Source organism: Mucilaginibacter sp. L196 (assembly GCF_009765905.1).
In the GTDB taxonomy this organism is placed as follows: domain Bacteria; phylum Bacteroidota; class Bacteroidia; order Sphingobacteriales; family Sphingobacteriaceae; genus Mucilaginibacter.
In genome coordinates, this window is sequence record NZ_LMUO01000019.1 from 192638 (window position 1) to 210402 (window position 17765).

Annotated in this window: 15 protein-coding genes; 10 read left to right on the plus strand and 5 right to left on the minus strand. The window is 39.1% G+C overall.

From position 1 onward, the window contains the following. The first annotated feature begins 5 nt into the window (after positions 1-5). On the plus strand, positions 6-1268 hold the full coding sequence (locus GSQ74_RS17345; protein WP_158995489.1) for a glycosyltransferase family 87 protein: 1263 nt from the start codon (positions 6-8) through the stop codon (positions 1266-1268). An 83-nt stretch (positions 1269-1351) separates the two neighbouring features. Here the strand turns inward: GSQ74_RS17345 and GSQ74_RS17350 are convergent, their stop codons facing one another. Next, positions 1352-1660: a hypothetical protein gene (locus tag GSQ74_RS17350; protein ID WP_158995490.1), complete on the minus strand. Its 309-nt coding sequence runs from the start codon at positions 1658-1660 to the stop codon at positions 1352-1354. Between the two features lie 396 nt (positions 1661-2056). Between GSQ74_RS17350 and GSQ74_RS17355 the strand changes: the two genes are divergently transcribed. Beyond that, positions 2057-3595, plus strand: a complete 1539-nt coding sequence (locus GSQ74_RS17355; RefSeq protein WP_158995491.1) for an MFS transporter — start codon at positions 2057-2059, stop codon at positions 3593-3595. A gap of 127 nt (positions 3596-3722) precedes the next feature. Here GSQ74_RS17355 and GSQ74_RS17360 read toward each other — a convergent pair whose 3' ends face one another. Together GSQ74_RS17360 and GSQ74_RS17365 are read right to left on the minus strand one after the other, a co-directional pair. After that, a complete protein-coding gene (locus tag GSQ74_RS17360; RefSeq protein WP_158995492.1) occupies positions 3723-5051 on the minus strand; it encodes a hypothetical protein in 1329 nt (442 codons plus the stop codon). Positions 5052-5216: 165 nt separating this feature from the next. Beyond that, positions 5217-5996, minus strand: coding sequence for a zinc-dependent peptidase (locus tag GSQ74_RS17365; protein WP_158995493.1), 780 nt, complete (start codon positions 5994-5996; stop codon positions 5217-5219). Between the two features lie 154 nt (positions 5997-6150). Here GSQ74_RS17365 and GSQ74_RS17370 point away from each other — a divergent pair, with 154 nt between their 5' ends. Together GSQ74_RS17370 and GSQ74_RS17375 are read left to right on the plus strand one after the other, a co-directional pair. Beyond that, complete coding sequence (locus tag GSQ74_RS17370; protein WP_254060910.1) at positions 6151-6411, plus strand: DUF4342 domain-containing protein; 261 nt, start codon at positions 6151-6153, stop codon at positions 6409-6411. A gap of 89 nt (positions 6412-6500) precedes the next feature. Next, on the plus strand, positions 6501-7445 hold the full coding sequence (locus GSQ74_RS17375; protein ID WP_158995494.1) for a D-2-hydroxyacid dehydrogenase family protein: 945 nt from the start codon (positions 6501-6503) through the stop codon (positions 7443-7445). Here GSQ74_RS17375 and GSQ74_RS17380 read toward each other — a convergent pair whose 3' ends face one another. Both GSQ74_RS17380 and GSQ74_RS17385 read right to left on the minus strand, forming a co-directional pair. Further along, a complete protein-coding gene (locus GSQ74_RS17380; protein WP_158995495.1) occupies positions 7446-8087 on the minus strand; it encodes an START domain-containing protein in 642 nt (213 codons plus the stop codon). It lies immediately after the preceding gene. Positions 8088-8222: 135 nt separating this feature from the next. After that, positions 8223-8774, minus strand: coding sequence for a ferritin (locus GSQ74_RS17385; RefSeq protein WP_158995496.1), 552 nt, complete (start codon positions 8772-8774; stop codon positions 8223-8225). A 205-nt stretch (positions 8775-8979) separates the two neighbouring features. On the opposite strand from GSQ74_RS17385, the gene GSQ74_RS17390 reads away from it, so the two are divergent. The 6 genes from GSQ74_RS17390 (at position 8980) to GSQ74_RS17415 (ending at position 17762) form a co-directional block, all read left to right on the plus strand. Further along, positions 8980-10083, plus strand: a complete 1104-nt coding sequence (locus GSQ74_RS17390) for a substrate-binding domain-containing protein (RefSeq protein WP_158995497.1) — start codon at positions 8980-8982, stop codon at positions 10081-10083. A 59-nt stretch (positions 10084-10142) separates the two neighbouring features. Further along, the gene (locus GSQ74_RS17395; protein WP_158995498.1) at positions 10143-10787 is read left to right on the plus strand and encodes a carbohydrate-binding family 9-like protein; all 645 of its coding nucleotides are present in this window, start codon (positions 10143-10145) and stop codon (positions 10785-10787) included. 371 nt (positions 10788-11158) lie between these two features. After that, positions 11159-14167 carry a SusC/RagA family TonB-linked outer membrane protein gene (locus GSQ74_RS17400; protein ID WP_158995499.1) on the plus strand — a complete coding sequence of 1003 codons (3009 nt, stop codon included), beginning with the start codon at positions 11159-11161 and terminating at the stop codon, positions 14165-14167. A gap of 11 nt (positions 14168-14178) precedes the next feature. Beyond that, a complete protein-coding gene (locus GSQ74_RS17405) occupies positions 14179-15699 on the plus strand; it encodes a RagB/SusD family nutrient uptake outer membrane protein (protein WP_158995500.1) in 1521 nt (506 codons plus the stop codon). 40 nt (positions 15700-15739) lie between these two features. Further along, complete coding sequence (locus tag GSQ74_RS17410; RefSeq protein ID WP_158995501.1) at positions 15740-16615, plus strand: PKD domain-containing protein; 876 nt, start codon at positions 15740-15742, stop codon at positions 16613-16615. A 34-nt stretch (positions 16616-16649) separates the two neighbouring features. Then, on the plus strand, positions 16650-17762 hold the full coding sequence (locus tag GSQ74_RS17415) for an acyltransferase family protein (protein ID WP_158995502.1): 1113 nt from the start codon (positions 16650-16652) through the stop codon (positions 17760-17762). Positions 17763-17765: the final 3 nt, after the last annotated feature.

Here is a 17765-nt window from a genome sequence, read left to right on the forward strand (position 1 = left end):
TTTTGATGGATAAATCATATCTAAAATATATAAAAGTAGTCGCTCTTATCTTAGCGGTTTTTTACGCCTATAGATGTGCCCATACCGGGCACGATTTTGAAGTGTTTGTATATGCCGGTGGTAAGCTAATTAATGGGCAGAACATTTATACGCCGCCGTTTATTCAAAATCTGCAATATTATTATAGTCCTTTGTGCGCGTTGTTGTTGTCTCCGTTTGCAAGCCTGCCTATAGTAATACCACAAATGTTGTGGATATTTTGCTCCTACTATTTTTTATATCGTATCTGGATATTATCAACCGAATATTTTGATGTTTCGGTATTTACAGATAAGCAAAAACTGTTGTGGCTATTTTTATCGTTGCTTTTAGCTATCCGCTTTATATTGATAGATGTTGGCTTTGTACAAATGACCATATTTTTGTTATGGGCTACTTTGCAAAGCCTTAAATGCTTTAAGCAACAACAAAATATTACAGGTGCGGCCTTACTTGCTTTAGCCACCAATATAAAGCTACTGCCATTGGCTTTTGTATTTTATTTAATATATCGGAGCCAGTTTAAAGCAGCAATTTTTACTTGCCTGTTTTACGCATTATATTTATTTATCCCGGCTATATATTTAGGTTGGGACAGAAATATGAGCTTAATGCACGATTGGTTTACCCTTATAAACCCCGTAAATAAAGAATGGACAATTGAAGCAGAAGATGGCCCGAATAGCCTGGTAGCGTTAATACCGGTGTATATCATCAAAACCACAGGAGTGCTAACATTTAAAAGAAACTTTTTGGATTTAAGCTTTAGTCAGGTTTCGATGATATTAAATATTGTAAGGCTGTTTTTTGTGCTATTAACGCTTATGTTTCTAAGCTCAAAACCATTCAAAAATATTACAAGCAGCGTAAAACAGTTTTGGGAAGTGAGCTATTTGTTTATCGTAATCCCACTAATATATCCCCATCAGCAGCAATACGCGTTTGTATATATATCACCTGCCTTTATATATCTTACCTGGTATTTCATCAAAAATTGGACGGTTATTAAACTCAAGCTGAGTTTTTCACATTGGTTTCTTCTTGCTATCGTCGGTTTTAACTTTACACCGATCATTGGGCGCGACGTAATAACTAGTTACTTTTTTGAAGTTTTATTATACCTGCGGATTTTACCGATAGCGGTAATATTATTGATACCTATTTTATGGCTCTGCAAACCGGATGACAAAGAGAGTAATAATTCGTTTGAAATAAAGACTATTTATTAAAACTAAAACAACAAAGCCCATAGTCTCATACTGCAGGCTTTGTAAATTCGTAGGTAAAGTCTACGCGAACAGCATAGTATTTTTTACGAAGCATTAGCTAACGTGGTTTTTTTAATCTCATTGTATAAAGTAACAGCTTCCTCTACCTTCTGCTCGTACTTCTCTTTCAATTTATTAAAAAGTATAAAGCTGTATGGGTCGGCAAATGGCATTGCATTACCAGAAAACGCGCTCGGGTGCAATTCTAAAAAGGTGGGGCTAACCTTTAAGTTTTCATGATTAATATGTACTAAGCCAGTATCAATATCATTACCAAAAATTACGAAAGTATCAAAGTGTTTACCTTCTTTATCTGTGTAGATTACTACGTCGTTTTCTTTAAAATTTTTCATTATATGCCCTATTTGTATCTTAAAAAGCAAATAATATGCCGTAATCAGCGTTCAAACGTAGTTTTTAATCGACTGATTAGTGAATCGATGAAAATCTTGTCATAAGTCATTGGTTTTCAAAGGTAATATGCAGTGAAAGTGTTGCCATTTTAATTAAAAATAAAATATTTACTTAATATTCAATAAGTACCTAAACAATTTAAAGCCCAGTTTTTGTAAGGATTAACGTCCGGTTGTTTGTACAGATGCTTGGCTCCTCAGCATAACAATTTTGTTTATATTCCTTATTGTCATTCTGAGCATAGCGAAGAATCTGTACACCGGTTTGCCCCAGCATCTTCACCATGGTATATCGTTTGCTTTTTGTAGCTTTACTAATAACCTGTAAATCAAATTATGGCTACAGTAGCTTTGCGTAGCACTGCCGGTAAGTGGGTAATGGTTTCGGCCATCCTGGCTTCGGCAATGGCTTTTATTGATGGTACCGCGCTAAACGTGGTATTACCATCGCTGCAAAAAAGTTTGCAAGCCAGCGGCGCCGATCTCTTCTGGATACTCAACGCTTACTTGCTCATGCTGGCATCGCTCATTCTTATTGGTGGCTCTATGGGCGATAGGTTGGGCCGCAAGAAAATATTCATGACGGGTATCTTTATTTTTATATGCGGATCAGCAGCCTGTGGGTTTGCGCCTGGCGTATTGTCCCTTGTTGTTTTTAGGCTGATACAAGGCGTTGGCGGCGCTTTAATGATTCCAGGAAGCCTTTCCATGATATCATCATCTATCAATCAACAGGAGCGGGGTAAGGCCATTGGCACATGGTCGGCTTTTACTACAGTGGTTACTATGGGCGGCCCAATATTAGGCGGTGCCCTGGGGGATGCCGGTTTATGGCGTTATATATTTTTCATTAACGTGCCTATCGGAATAGCAGCCTTGCTAATGCTTTGGCTAAAAGTAAAGGAAAGCAGAGATGAGGGCAACCAGCAATCATTGGATTTTCCCGGAGCTATTACCATCGCGCTTGGTTTAGCACTGGTAACATTTGGTTTTCTGCGGATGCCTGCCTTAGGTTTTGGTAATTGGCAGATATGTTTAGCTTTAGTCGCGGGAGTGCTGTTCCTAATAGCTTTTATCATCATCGAAGCCAAAAGCAAATATCCCATGATGCCACTGCAACTATTTGTTAACGCCACATTTAGCGGAACAAACCTGCTCACCTTCTTTTTATATGCCGGATTGGGTGCAGGTATGCTATTTATGTCGCTTAATTTGGTGCAAGTACAGGGCTATAGCCAGCTGCAATCCGGGCTAACGTTTTTACCTTTTACCATAATGATGATCTCCGTTGCACGATTCGCCGGTGCTTTAGCAGATAAATATGGCCCAAGGTTGCTATTAATATTCGGCCCGGCGGCGGCAGGTGTTGGTTTACTGATCCTATCCTTCGTCAAACAAACTGCCGGTCCGGGTGATTATTGGACGACATTTTTCCCGGGGATAATAGTTTTTGGTTTGGGTATTTCATTCACTGTAGCGCCGTTAACAGCTGCGGTAATGGGTTCAGTAAGTGATCATTTTTCGGGAACAGCATCGGGGGTAAACAATGCCATGTCGCGTATTGCCAATGTTTTTGCTACCGCGATATTTGGAGCGTTATCGGTGTTGTTTTTTACGGGTGCATTACAACAACAGGTAAAAACTATCAAACTAAACCCCAAACAAAAGCAGGAAGTAATGGCGCAAGCAGCTGATTTAGGCAACGCCAAAGTACCGCAAGGAATCGCCGATAGTAAAGTAATTGAACTAGCTTATCACCAGAGCTTTATAAAAGCCTACGCCAATATTATGCGCATAGCGGCGGGATTGGGATTTTTGGGAGCGTTGATGGCGGTGTTGTTTGTGCGGACTAAACTTAAAACAGATAAAACTTAGTCCTACTATCCTCCCTTTGTCATTCTGAGGAACGAAGAATCTTCTTCGATTTGCATAGCGAACTTTGCACAGTTAGAAGATTCTTCGCTACGCTCAGAATGACAATTATTGTGTGAAATATATCATACTATTTAACCGCTCCCTCAATAATCTCCACTATTCCCTCATTCTTAACTATCCACATACCCAAACGTTCTTCGGTGATGCCTTCTCTTAGTTTGTAGCTATAGGTTGGGTTGCCTTCGTCAAATACAGTCTCCATATATCTGAAATCAATATTATCGATGCATTGCAGGTCATTAGCCACTTCAACAATATGGGTTGATACCATAAAGAAGCATTTTCTCACCTTAGCAAAGGCCGAGATAATAGCCAACGAGGCATCATAAGCATCCTTTACATTAGTGCCCCTGAATAGCTCATCAAAAATCACAAATACGTTTTGCGATTCGCTTATCTTTTTGGCAACGTGTTTTACTCTAAGTACTTCGCTGTAAAAATGACTATGCCCTTTGTCAATGTTATCATCAATATTGATAGTGGTTATCAATCCATCAAAAACACTGGTTTCCATATAACTAGCCGGAACCGGGAAGCCAAGCTGCGACAGGTAAATAGATATACCAACAGCCTTTAAGAAGGTTGATTTGCCGGCCATGTTAGTACCAGTTACAAAACACAGGTTATGGTCAGCATTAAACGCCACATCATTAACCACCGGGTTATTGATAAATGGATGGAAAAGTCCTTCAAACACCAATGTTGGTTGCCCGTTATCTTTGATTACCGGCAGGGTAAACCTCAGGTGTTTAGCAGTTGTACTAACCGAAATATACAGATCTAACTGATAAACAATATCCAGTAAAACTTTAATTTGATCAATTGCCGAGTATCTTAAAATGCGATCTGCCCGGGCTAATTCGATGGAATTGATTTTAGGTTTATTAATGAGTCCCCTAATAAAAATAAAATCTTCACTAGCAAAAGTTTCTAAAATTATTGTTCGAAAATTCTGTAAGAGTTTTGGAAATCCATCGACACCTGCCTCGAAAAAATTAAGTAAGGTGTTTAAAATACTTAAGGTATTGCTAATGCCTTGCTGAATAACATAGTAATCGTTATTACTATTGAAGGTATATATAACTTTCTCAAAAAAGCCAATGAGCTGTGAGAATGGTCGGGTATGGTAATGTTTTTTTAAGTAGAATTCTGCAAAATCGCAAGATTGTTTATCAACCAATAATTTCGTGTCGTTATTTAAAAAATAACTGATAGTTTCTATCCTGTATTTGATCGCGCTCGCATCAGTTAATGGTTTGCGGACTATTTCTGTAAGCTTGTCCTTGCCTCCAAGAGTTTTGGTATTATTAAATAAATCAAATACTGATTTATGATTATTAGCATTTGGCAATATGCCCAAATCATTAAGTGTTTGCCTGTCTGCCTCAAAATTCATAGCTACGCTTTAAAGGAATTCTTAAAGCTATAAACTTATGCCGAAATAAAGTATTGTTTATTAAGCCTGAGATTTCAATTTCCTTGTCATTCTGAGCATAGCGAAGAATCTGTAAGGTAGTTTACTCCAGTACAGATTCTTCGCTATGCTCAGAATGACATTTTTTTAACCCGCCAAATCCTGCCCGAATATCCTGCTCAACTCCGTATAAAGCTCCGGGTGTTTATGTTGTAGTTCCGTTGGTTTTTCAAAAAAGTATTCAGATGCAACAGCTAAAAATTCTGCTTCGTTGGTTAGCGCATAAGGGTTGATGTCGGAGTGCCCATCGCTGATGTGGTGCATTTCCTGGTGCATCATCTTAAGCCATGGTTCCGCGTATTCGTGCGGTATAAAAGTTTCGGGTATGCCATCGGTATCGCCATCGGCTTTATCCAATAAATGTACAAACTCGTGTATGGCGGCGTTTTCTTTGCCACTATCTTTCGAAAATCCTTTGGTAAGAGCAGCCCTTGATAGCAACATTTGCCCGTTCATATAACCGGTGCCTACCATGCCCATAATATTGCGGTTTTCGCCCTCAAACTGAAAATCCTTATCAAAGGTATCCGGGTATAATATCACGTTGGTCAGGTTTTTATATTTCCACTCCGGGAAACCAAAAATTGGTATCACCGCGCTGGACGCGATTAGTATACGGTCGAGCGGCGTAATTTCTGTGCCGATGCCTTCAATATTAGTTTCTGCTAAAAAGTCGGTGACTTTTTGCTCAAAGCGGTCTTTGCCGGTAGTATCAAGTTTCTGGTAAAAAGCCACATGCTCAGTTAACAGTTTTTGGTATTCGGTAGGTTCTAAATCAATTACAGTGGGTGTGGTTTTTCCTTTTTTGCGGAATACAAAATACACGGCTGCAATAACGAGGAGGATAATGATAATAGCGGAAGTCATGTTGGTATAAGTTTATTTAGGTGGATATGTTTTGTATCTAATGATAATCACCGAATTATCTGCAATTTTACCGACAAAAAACCACATCACACCGATTTATATAGTACCGTTTTTTTAGGCTGATATACCTTTGTTATATTAAATAACAAACATCATGACAAAAGAATCATTTCACATCAACGGCGAGAACCTGGTAAAAAAGGTTAAGGAACTAATAGCAGAAGGTAATGTACGTAAAATCACCATCTACGATAAATACGATAAGGAATTGGCCAGCTTCCCGCTAACCTTTGGCCTTATAGGTGTTTTAATTATGCCCATACTGGCTGCTATAGGCGCTATCGCGGCACTAATAGGCGAATGCAAAATAATGGTGGAACGTGAAGACGTAAAGAACGAGGTACATGCGGAATAAGCAGGAATAAATTATTCCTGCTTATGAATTAATCAAAACATATAGCGTTAAAAAACATGTAATATTGTAGCGCCTTATAAGCCTATAATATGATGAATAATTCGCCCGTTAAAGTTGCCGTGCTTGACGATTACCAGCAGGTAGCCTTCAAATTTGCCGATTGGTCGGCTATTACTGCTAAAGCAGAGGTAAAAGTATTTACCGATCATACTGCTGATGAAAAAACAGTAATTGAGCGGTTGCTACCCTTTAACGTAATATGCGTAATGCGCGAAAGAACGCCGCTCAGTCGTAATATACTCTCACAGCTTCCTAATGTAAAGCTGATCGTATCTACCGGTATGCGCAATGCCTCCATCGATACAAAAGCGGTTGAAGAGTTCGGCATCACCCTGAAATACACAGGCTATTTAGAAAGCGGCGCGCCCGAAATGACCTGGGCACTCATTATGGCCATTGCCAGGCACATCCCGCAGGAGAGTAATAACTTTAAATCAGGTGGATGGCAAACAACAATTGGCGGCGATTTTAAGGGGAAAACCATGGGCATTTTAGGCATGGGTAGGGTAGGTAGCAAAATTACCGCTTATGCCAAAGCTTTTGATATGAATGTAATTGCCTGGAGCCCAAATCTTACCGCGGAGAAAGCAGCCGAATCGGGCGCGCAATTAGTTAGCAAGGAAGAATTATTTAAACAGGCTGACTTTGTGACCATCCACATGGTACTAAGTGATCGATCAAGAGGAATTGTTGGTAAAGAGGACTTATCCTTGATGAAACCTGCGGCTTATTTTATTAATACCTCCCGTGGCCCGTTAGTGGATGAAGCCGCGTTGATAGAAACACTACAGCAGCATAAAATTGCTGGGGCGGCAATTGATGTTTTTAATACAGAACCATTGCCTACGGATCACCCTTTCCGGAAAATGGACAATCTACTGGCAACATCGCATGTTGGTTATGTTACCGAAAATACGTACAAACTGTTTTATACCGATACCGTTAAAGCGGTTGAAGATTGGTTGGCTTCCTGATCAGTTTTGGATGAAAGGAAGTGTGACGTTTTTGTAGGCCGATTTCTGCAACTCTGTTTTTAGATTTTTGAAGATCTGCGTCGGAGCTTCCGTTGCGAACATATTAATGAGCCAGGCAGGTAATGCGCCTCCGGGATCAACATGTAAAGTGTAGATCACCCTGATTTCATCATTATTTAAGGGAGTAATTTCCCATTGACTACCTGAGTGGTCAACACGCACAATATCTGATTTTACTGGAATAAATCCGGGAACAGCCGGGCCATCAACCAATACAACTTTTGTGGTTGGATTTTGGCTTACAGTAAGGTGCGAAACAAAGTCCCGGTTTTCGGCAGGCCAGGGTAAGGTAACTTCTGAGTAATAATAAAGTTCCTGTGGCGAAACTTGTTTAAATACTTTGCAAAACTTAGTGTGGTAAAGCCATTCTGGCGAAGCCTTTATATCCAGTAACACAGCAACAAATTGTGAAGGCGTAGCCTTGTAATCACACTCCACCCTAATTGCTTTTATTTTTGAATTAGGAACGATGCTGGTATAAATTTTTATCCCGTCATTTTCACTATTAAACTTCCAGTCGGTTTGTGCCGAGGCTGGTAATAGCTTAAACAATAAGAAAAATAATAGCAGCTTTTTATGCATGATGGTCCGGTCGCTAATAAACTACAAAAATCGAGATCTTGTGCGACTGGCCGGTTAGCGGCGTGTAAAATTTTTCAAAAAAATAACTCCTGGCGGTTTTAATGCCAGGAGTTAAATAATTATAGGCGTTTTAAATTACGGTTTTTCTACGGTAACATCCTGTGCCAGTATAGCATCATCGGGTGTTTTAGCTAACTCGCTGTCCAGGGCAAATAAGGCATCATCTTTAGCATTTGGTCCACCAGCTACTTTTATTTTATCCAGTAGATCCATCGCCATGGTTTCTTCTTCGGTTTGTTCTTTTACAAACCATTGTAAAAAGTTCCAGGTGGCCCAGTCTTTTTCGGCCATGCTCATATTTACAATATTGTAAATAGAGGTTGTATTTGCCACCTCGTATTTAAATACTTTCTCAAAACAATCATTAACGCTTGTTGGGTTAGCCCCAGGGCCGGGTATTTCGGTGATAGTAACCTTGGCACCGCGTTTAAGGATATACTCCAAAAACTTCATCATATGGTTACGTTCTTCATTAGCGTGCCTGAATAAAAAATTGGCGACGCCACCGTAACCTTTTTCGCTTGCCCAAGCGGCATAAGCAAGATATATCTGTGAGTTATGTGCCTCGTTTGTCATTTGCGCATTAAGCGCAGCTGCAAGTGTTGATGATAGTCGGTTAGTTTCCATAATGATAATAAACTAACAAGTTGACCAAAGGTTTTCAGGTTTTAATATTATTGGTGAAGGGTTTGGATAGCTAGTTTAGTCGTTCCTCGAAATGACGTTTCTGTTTCATCTTCTATAGTGTTTCTATGATTTAGGTAATAATATTAATGTGTTTAAAAAAAAGCACGCAATTTTAATATCGATATTTGTAATATTGTATCCAGTGATGAAGAATAAACCTGTTTCGCAAAGTTCGGTAATACGTATAAAGGATATCGCGCTCAAAGCTAATGTGTCAACCGGTACCGTTGATAGGGTTATACATAATCGCGGCCGCGTGGCCGACGACGTAAAAGAGCGTGTTTTAAAAATTATCAAAGAACTAAACTACGAGCCAAACATGATGGCTCGTATGCTGGGTTCAAAAAAGCAGTACCGTTTTGCCGCCCTGCTTCCCGATCATAATTATGATAACTTTTGGCTGGCTCCTAAATCAGGTATTGAAAGAGCAGAGCAGGACCTGAAACAATATGGTGTTACCGTTGAGCAATTTGTATTTGACCCGCAGGATGTGGATGCCTACGTTGCCAAAGCAAACGAAATCACTCAAAGAAATCCTGATGGCATATTGCTGTCCCCTATATATTATAAGGAAACGTTAACTTTTTTTGAAAAATGGAGCGCAGCGGGAATTCCGTTTGTGCTTTTCAATACCCAGATAGCTGATTATGATCCTTTGAGCTATATCGGTCAGGATTCTTACCAAAGCGGGCAGGTAGCCGCTAAATTGGTGCATTATGGGCAGCCTTCGCCATGCTCTATATTAATAGCGCATATTGACGAGGAAATAAGCAATGCGCAGCACTTGGTAAAAAAAGAGCAGGGCTTCAAAAATTACTTCGCCCAAAATAACCTCGATCATCAATACAATATATTAAGGGTAGAGTTGAAAAGATCAAGTCAATCGGGTTTTATTAAAAAACTTGATGAGATTTTTGAACAAACCCTTGATCTTAAACAAATATTTGTAACTACCTCGCAGGCTTATGATGTAGCTAAATATTTAGAGCAGCGCCACATCACCCATATTAAGCTAATAGGTTACGATTTAATACCGCCAAACCTGCATTACCTGGAGAAAGGTAATATCAGTTTCCTCATTAACCAGAACCCGAAAGGACAGGGGTATTGGGGTATTTATCAATTGGCAGAGCATTTGGTGTTTAAAAAAGAAGTACCTATACTTAAATACCTTCCGCTGGATATTGTGACCAAAGAAAACCTCAATTATTTTCTGGACGAAAAAGATCCTTCGTTCCCTAATATTTAATTATTGAGGTTGATTTATTAATTATAAATTATATTTGTGCCCGTACACGCAGCTTGTCCATGAAAAACTTCCATATTGCCTTTATTTCAAACCACGAACTTAATAATGGTATGGCAGATGTTTCTTCATTTTTAAACAGTAGCGAAAGGCAAAGTATTGACCACTTATTATGGAGTAATGATGGTTATAGGCCAGTAGTGTCATTCACTATGGTATACACCGAAGACAGTATCCTCCTGAAATATTTTGTTACTGAAAAATACGTTAAGGCCGACTACCATCAAATAAACGATCCGGTATATAAAGACAGTTGCGTGGAGTTTTTTATTGCCTTCGGCGATGATGAAAACTATTATAATTTAGAGTTTAATCGTATCGCAACTGCACTAATTGGCTATGGGACAGGTAAAAATGATCGTGAAATACTGAGTGAAGCAATAATTTCCAAAATAAAAAGCCACCATACAATTACTGCTTCGCCGGATGATAAAGGCAATACAGCATGGGAGCTTACTTTAAGCATTCCTTTTACCTTATTTATACATAATTCTATAAGCTCATTAGCCGGGCTGCATTGCCGGGCGAATTTTTTTAAATGCGGCGATGATCTTCCTGCCCCGCATTTCCTCAGCTGGAACGCCATAGATTATCCTCAGCCAAACTTTCACCTACCTCAGTTTTTTGGTGCAATCGCGTTCGCGTAAGCAGCGTAGAATTAGCCAAACCTTCCATTTGATTCTTTTTCGCTTAGTTGATTGTTGATTCATTATCAATTTGTTAAATAATTGTTATTTAACTTGTTGATTTTTGATTTATAAATATGAATTTATTGTTAAAATCATAAAAGTTTATTTTTTTATAAAAAACTTTTATTAGATGTGTGCGAACACGCAATTAATTTACATATATTTGGTTTAGCAATACAATAGGTATAATAATGAATACATATTGTATGTTATACACAATTAAATTCTGCGTATGCGAACACACTACTTTTCTATTTAATCTATTTCCACCTAATACAAACCCAAACTAAAATGACCCTATCCGTTAACGCTCTATTAACAAATCAACTATGTTTAATTTGAAAAAACTCTTACTCTTTCTTTTATTAGTAGTTAGTTATTGTAACCTTTATGCCCAGGAAAGGGTAGTAAAAGGAAAGGTTACAGCCAAAGATGGCTCCTCTTTGCCAGGAGTTGTTATTCAAGTACAAGGCACTACTAAAGGCGCGGTAGCGTCGGGCCCTGATGGCTTTTTCTCAATTAATGTGACCCCGGGTGCTGTTATCCTTGAAGCCCACTCAATTGGATACACTACCAAAGTTATCCCGGTTGCCGCAGATCAAAACAAAATTTCATTTGTAATGGAAGAAGATAACAAGCAACTGGGAGAAGTTGTTGTTACCGGTTATTCATCTCAAAAGAAAGGTAACTTAACCAGCGCAATCACCGTGGTATCAGCAGAAAAACTGAAGGATGTTACTTCAGATGATATCGGAGAGATGCTGCAAGGTAAGGTATCTGGTTTACAGGTAGTAAACTCTTCGGGTGCTCCAGGTTCAGTATCTGAAATCAGACTAAGGGGGGTATCATCTGTAAATGCTGCACAAGCCCCACTAATTGTAGTAGATGGTATCATCGGTGGTGATTATGACCCTAATGATGTGGAAAGTGTTACTGTATTAAAGGATGCAGGCGCAACCGCTATTTATGGTTCACAAGCTAACGGTGGTGTAATCATCATCACTACTAAGAAAGCTAAAGGCGATAAAACTCAATACGAGTTTAAAGCCGTAACCGGTTTTAGAACACCAGATTTTGGCACCATGACTATGATGAACAGCAGCGAGCTGTATCAAAACCAGAAACAACTGTTCCGCGATTACATCCCGGGAGCAACTGGTAATAGTTATGTGATTGATTTGGTGCAGTTTCAATCTGAACGCCCAGCTTCAATATTAAATACCAATACCAATTGGTTAACTACCATGTTTAAACCGGCCCCTGTTGAGAATTACTATTTTTCGGCAATGGGTAAAACCGCTAAAAACGATTACTATTTCGGCGCTACTTTTTACGACGAAGGTGGAACTTTTATGAATACGGATTATAAACGTGTTAATTTAAGGTCTAACAATACTTATCATTTTACTGACAAGATAACTCTTACCAATAACATTAATATTAGCGGTAGCGAAGGTAAGAGCTATGATTATAATGATATTTATTACGCTTATTTAAACTTGCCATGGGATAACCCTTATGATGCTAATCATAACGCCATTTATGTTGATGGTAATTCTAAGTTCACATGGTGGTCGAGGGATAAAACAAACCCGATTAATACCATAGATAATTCAGATCATCCGTTCAAAAGTTTCGATATCAATTATGATCTTGCTTTAAACTTACCTATAACACCTTGGTTGTCATTTAGTACAACTAATCGTGGCTCAGCTTCTTACTATTATAGTTCTACATTTTATAGCCCGGAAGTTGAAGGCGTCTATCATGGTACCGGTTATCTAAACGATCAAAGCACTTACGATTATGGTGGTATATCAACCAACTTATTGAAATTTGATTTCAAACTAGGTAAAAGCGCTATTAATGGTTTAGCAGGTGTGGAGTTTGAAGGTAGCCAAACTAATACTGTTGGTGCCTCAGGTAAAGGTTTGCCGATCGGTCTTTCATCTTTAGATGTTGTTGCAAACAGCCAGGCCGTAAATGGTTCACCTGATAGCCCGTCAATTTTATCCTATTTATCACAAGTGAACTATAGCTATGAAGACCGTTATTTCTTAAGCGGTTCATACAGGGTCGATGGTTCATCAGCATTTGCTCCCGGTAATAAATATGGTACGTTTCCTTCCATATCAGCTGGCTGGTTAGTAAGCAACGAAGATTTTTTAAGGGACAACCATGCGGTTGATAATTTAAAATTACGTTTAAGCTACGGTATAACCGGTACGCAGGATATTGGCGCATCAAGGTATTTAGGTTTGTATTCGCTTACCAGCCAATATAATTCAGCTGTAGGTGCAACACCACTACAATTAGAAAGCCCTAATTTAACATGGGAAAGCAAACACCAATTAGATGCAGGTTTTGATATTGGTTTATTTCACCGTATTAACATTACTGTTGATGCTTACCATAACGTTACTAAAAACTTACTGTTACAGGTTGCTCAACCATTATCAGTTGGTTTTGAAACTAAGTGGGAAAATACCGGACAGGTACTTAACAATGGTTTAGAATTTGCTATCAGTAGCCAAAACATCAAGAATAAAGACTTCCAGTGGACTACAGACTTTAACATCAGCTTTAACAATAACAAATTGCAGGATTTTCCTTCAACAGTTATTTCAACCGGCGAAGATGCTGTATCACAAATATACCGCACCGGTGGCAATTTGTATGAGTTTTACATGCCTACATGGGAGGGTGTAAACCCGCAAACAGGCGCACCGCAGTGGCTTGTTCAAAACAAAGATGCCAATGGTAAAGTAACATCAACTTCTGTAACCTCTAATTATGCTTCTGCAACTTTGCAGGAACAAGGTTCGGCATTGCCTAAATTCCAGGGAGGTTTTAATAACGAGTTCAGGTACAAGAAATTCTTCCTGAGAATTAACACTTACTTCCTGTACGGTAATAAGGTTTATAACGCTAACCTTGCTGAGGTTGAAAATGATGGCAGCGAGCCGTTATTAAACCAGATAGTTTTGCCTAAAGGTAGCAGCGTTTGGACACATCCCGGTGATATTGCAACCGAGCCAAGTCCTGAAAATAACACCAATTCAACTTCGGTATCAACAAGGTATCTTAAAAATGGCAGCTACTTAAGTTTAAGGAATATAGCTTTCGGTTATTCGTTACCTAAAACTTTTGCTCAGAGGCTTAACTTAAGCGATATCAACCTATCACTAAGTGCCGATAATGTTTATACGTTCACCCGCTATCTGGGCCAGGACCCTGCAACAACTATAACCCCGGGTAATTTTGTTACGCCAGGTGTTGCCGATTTCAAGTATCCGGATAACCGCCAGTTTTTACTAAACATTGATATTAAATTTTAAAAGATCAGGTGATGAAAAATAAATTATTACTTATAGCAGCATTTTCAATGCTTATATACTCAGGCTGTAAGCTTGAAGATAATCCTACCAATGCGGTAACCACAGCATCATTAGCAACAACATCCGATGGTTTGTTAAACGCGGTAAACGGTGCTTATGCTTTATTCAAAGACCATGAGGTATTTGAAGGTACTACCGATTTGAACAATATGTACCTGCGCCAGTATTTCCAGATGTCTGATTTTGCTTCGGATGATGTGGTATGCGGGCAAGTAACAACCGATCCATTTTTTCTGACGTTCTCGTTGGGCTTTACGCCAACTCAGCAAAATGCCAGTTATTTCTGGTACATATCCTACAAAATCATCAGTGACGCGAATACAGTTATTGAAGCAGGATCAAAAATAAGCAACCCAAGTGCTGCTCAACAACAACTAATTGGCGAGTGCTACTTTTTACGGGCTTTCTGTCACTTTAATTTAGTTCGTTTTTTTGCAGAACCATATACCATCAATCCAACTGCTCCTGGCATTGTTTTGAGGACCTCTACTACCGATCCGGCCATAAAAGCACGTTCGTCAGTTAAAGATGTATATGCACAAGTAATTGCCGATGCTATCAAATCATCTACTTTAATGACTGATGGTGCATCAAGGGGTGTTACCTTTGCAACAAAAGAAGCAGCTGAAGCTTTATTATCACGTGTTTCTCTTTACGAAGGCGATTATCAAAGCACTATCACTTATAGTAATGCTGTAATCAGTTCAGGTAAGTTTACCGAAGCAACTGCTTCAGATTATAAAACACTTTTTGCAAATGCACAAACTGATAAAGAAACTATATTCTGTATAGCATTTGATGCCTTAGATGATTATGGTAAATTAGGTTCTCTAGCTTCTCAATACTATTCTAATGGTAACTCTGGCTGGGGCGAGGAATATGCTTCGCAGCCACTACGCGACTTGTATGCTCAAAACCCATCAGATGTACGTACCTCATATATTGATGACGATCTTGATTCATCAGGTGCGCAGCAATACAAAAATGGCATCCCGATTTATTATGTAACTAAATTCTCTTTTCAGGGAGGTAGCCCAACGCTAAGCTCGCCAATTATGTTCCGCCTTTCAGAAATGTATCTGAACAGGGCCGAGGCTGAGGCAAATCTGGGCCAAACATCAGCCGCACTTACCGATGTGGATTTCATCCGGTCGAACAGAGGTTTATCAGGAGCGCTTTACAATGGCACCGTACCGACAGGCCAAACTGTACTAGGCGCGGTATTACAGGAACGAAGATTAGAATTAGCGTTTGAGGCCGATCGTACTTTTACAGTATACCGCAACAAACAAAGTATGAATAAAACTTATTGGGGCTATCATTTGCAAGGTTTACAAGCGAGTGATATTAACCTAAGTGTTGCTCCTGCTAATTATCCTAATATGATCATCCCTTATACCAGTACCAAGATCATTTATTACATACCGGAGGCCGAGATACTGTCTAATACCGCAGCAACTCAAAATCCATAGTTATTAGTAAAATATTTAATTGTTTTTTAATAAAAATGATATGAAAAAATTCAAATATATATTAGGCTGCCTTTTATTAGGAAGCCTTGCGATAGGATTTCAGGCCTGTAAAAAGAACCCTGAACTACCGGTGAAAGATGTGGTTTTTACTGATTCGGTAAAAAGTTATACGGTTACATTTACCAATACCACAACCGATGCCAAATCATTCAGGTGGGATTTTGGTGACACTACCAGTTCAACCGAAACCAACCCCGTGCATACCTATAAAGCAAAAGGCAAACATGTAGTTACCTTGTATGCAACGTTAAACAACGGAAATGTAATAAATGGTTCAACAATTATTCACGTATCTAAAAGTTCGCCAATATTGTTGAATGACAATACATTGGCCGACTGGGATACAATTTCAAATATTGTAATACCGCCTACAGCCGCGTTAGGTGGTGTAGTACAGGAAGCTAAATTTGATTATGATAGCCAGAACATATACATCTATATGAAATTGGCAGTACATGTTACTGATGCAAATATATTCGACTTTTACCTGGATACTGATAATAGTGCGTTAACAGGCTTAACAACCGGAGCAATTCCTGGTGGTGGTTATGATTATTTGCTTGAAGGTCAAGTGCTTTATAATACGGGAACTCCGCTTGTTCAATATCAGCACACCGGCGCTCAGAATTCTTTTTCATTCAATGCTTTAAGTATCGCCGGGTTTTACACATTGGGCACAGTACAGGAAGTAAATGGGGTTACTACTTTCGAGATGGCCTTATCACGCAGTAAAATAAGTGGTTTAACTGGTGGCGGAATGAAAATAGCTATTATAGTAAGTGATGATGCTTATAACAATATCGGTTGGATGCCAGGTAATGGCTCGGCACCTATTACACTTGATATCAGCCAATAATATTAATATCAGCTATAGTTAATAATTAGTTTAAATGGAAAACATCATTCCAAAATCGTCAAACAGGCTCATTTCCTTAGATGTAATGCGAGGCCTAATCATGATACTGTTGGCCGGCGAAAGCTGCCTGGTGTATGTAAATTTGCAGGCCCTGCATTTAGGAGGTGTAGCCGACGGTTTTATTAACCAATTTTTTCATGATCCATGGCATGGCCTGCACTTTTGGGATTGTGTGCAACCTGCCTTCATGCTGATGGCCGGGGCGGCAATGTATATCTCTTACCACTCAAAATTGCAAAAGGGGATAACTTGGCAGCAAAACCTTAAGCACATTGCCATACGATCATTAAAGCTGTTTATACTGGGCACATGCCTTCATTGTGTTTACGCCGGTAAATTAGTGTTCGAGCTTTGGAATGTGTTAACACAGTTGGCCTTTACAACGCTTATTGCTTATCTGATTATTAACAGGTCATTCTGGTTCCAGATCGCTTTCTCTGTCGCGTTATTGATTATCACTGATGTATTATATCGCAACATATTAATGCCTGGCTTTAATCAACCTTATGTAGAGTTTCACAATTTCGGGGCTTATATGGATACCGTTTTAATGGGTAAGATAAATACCGATGGATGGGTAGCCATAAATATAATACCTACAGCCGCGCATACAATTTGGGGCGTTTTGGCGGGTAGGTTGTTGATCTCAAAAGAATCAGCTAATAAAAAAATACTTTACCTGCTAATAGCAGGTTTGGTTGGGTTGGTACTGGGTTTCGGGCTTGATGTTACAAATATTGTCCCTATCATCAAACGCATAAGCACCAGTTCTTTCACTTTAGCATCAGGTGGATGGGTATTGATCATTATGGCCTTCTTATACTGGTTGGTTGATATTAAACAAGTAAATAAATATGCCTGGGTTTGTGTAGTAGTGGGCATGAATTCCATATTTATTTACCTGTTTTTTGAAACCGTTGGTGCGCAATGGTTCAATGGCGCCATAGGTATTTTTGTGAAAGGATTTATAGGCGTTACTGGTATGCCTTTAAATATTATAGCTGTAATTTCTGCACTGGTTACCTTATTTGCTGAGTGGTACCTGTGTTATTTCCTGAGTAAGCATAAAGTGTTTATCAAAATATAAACC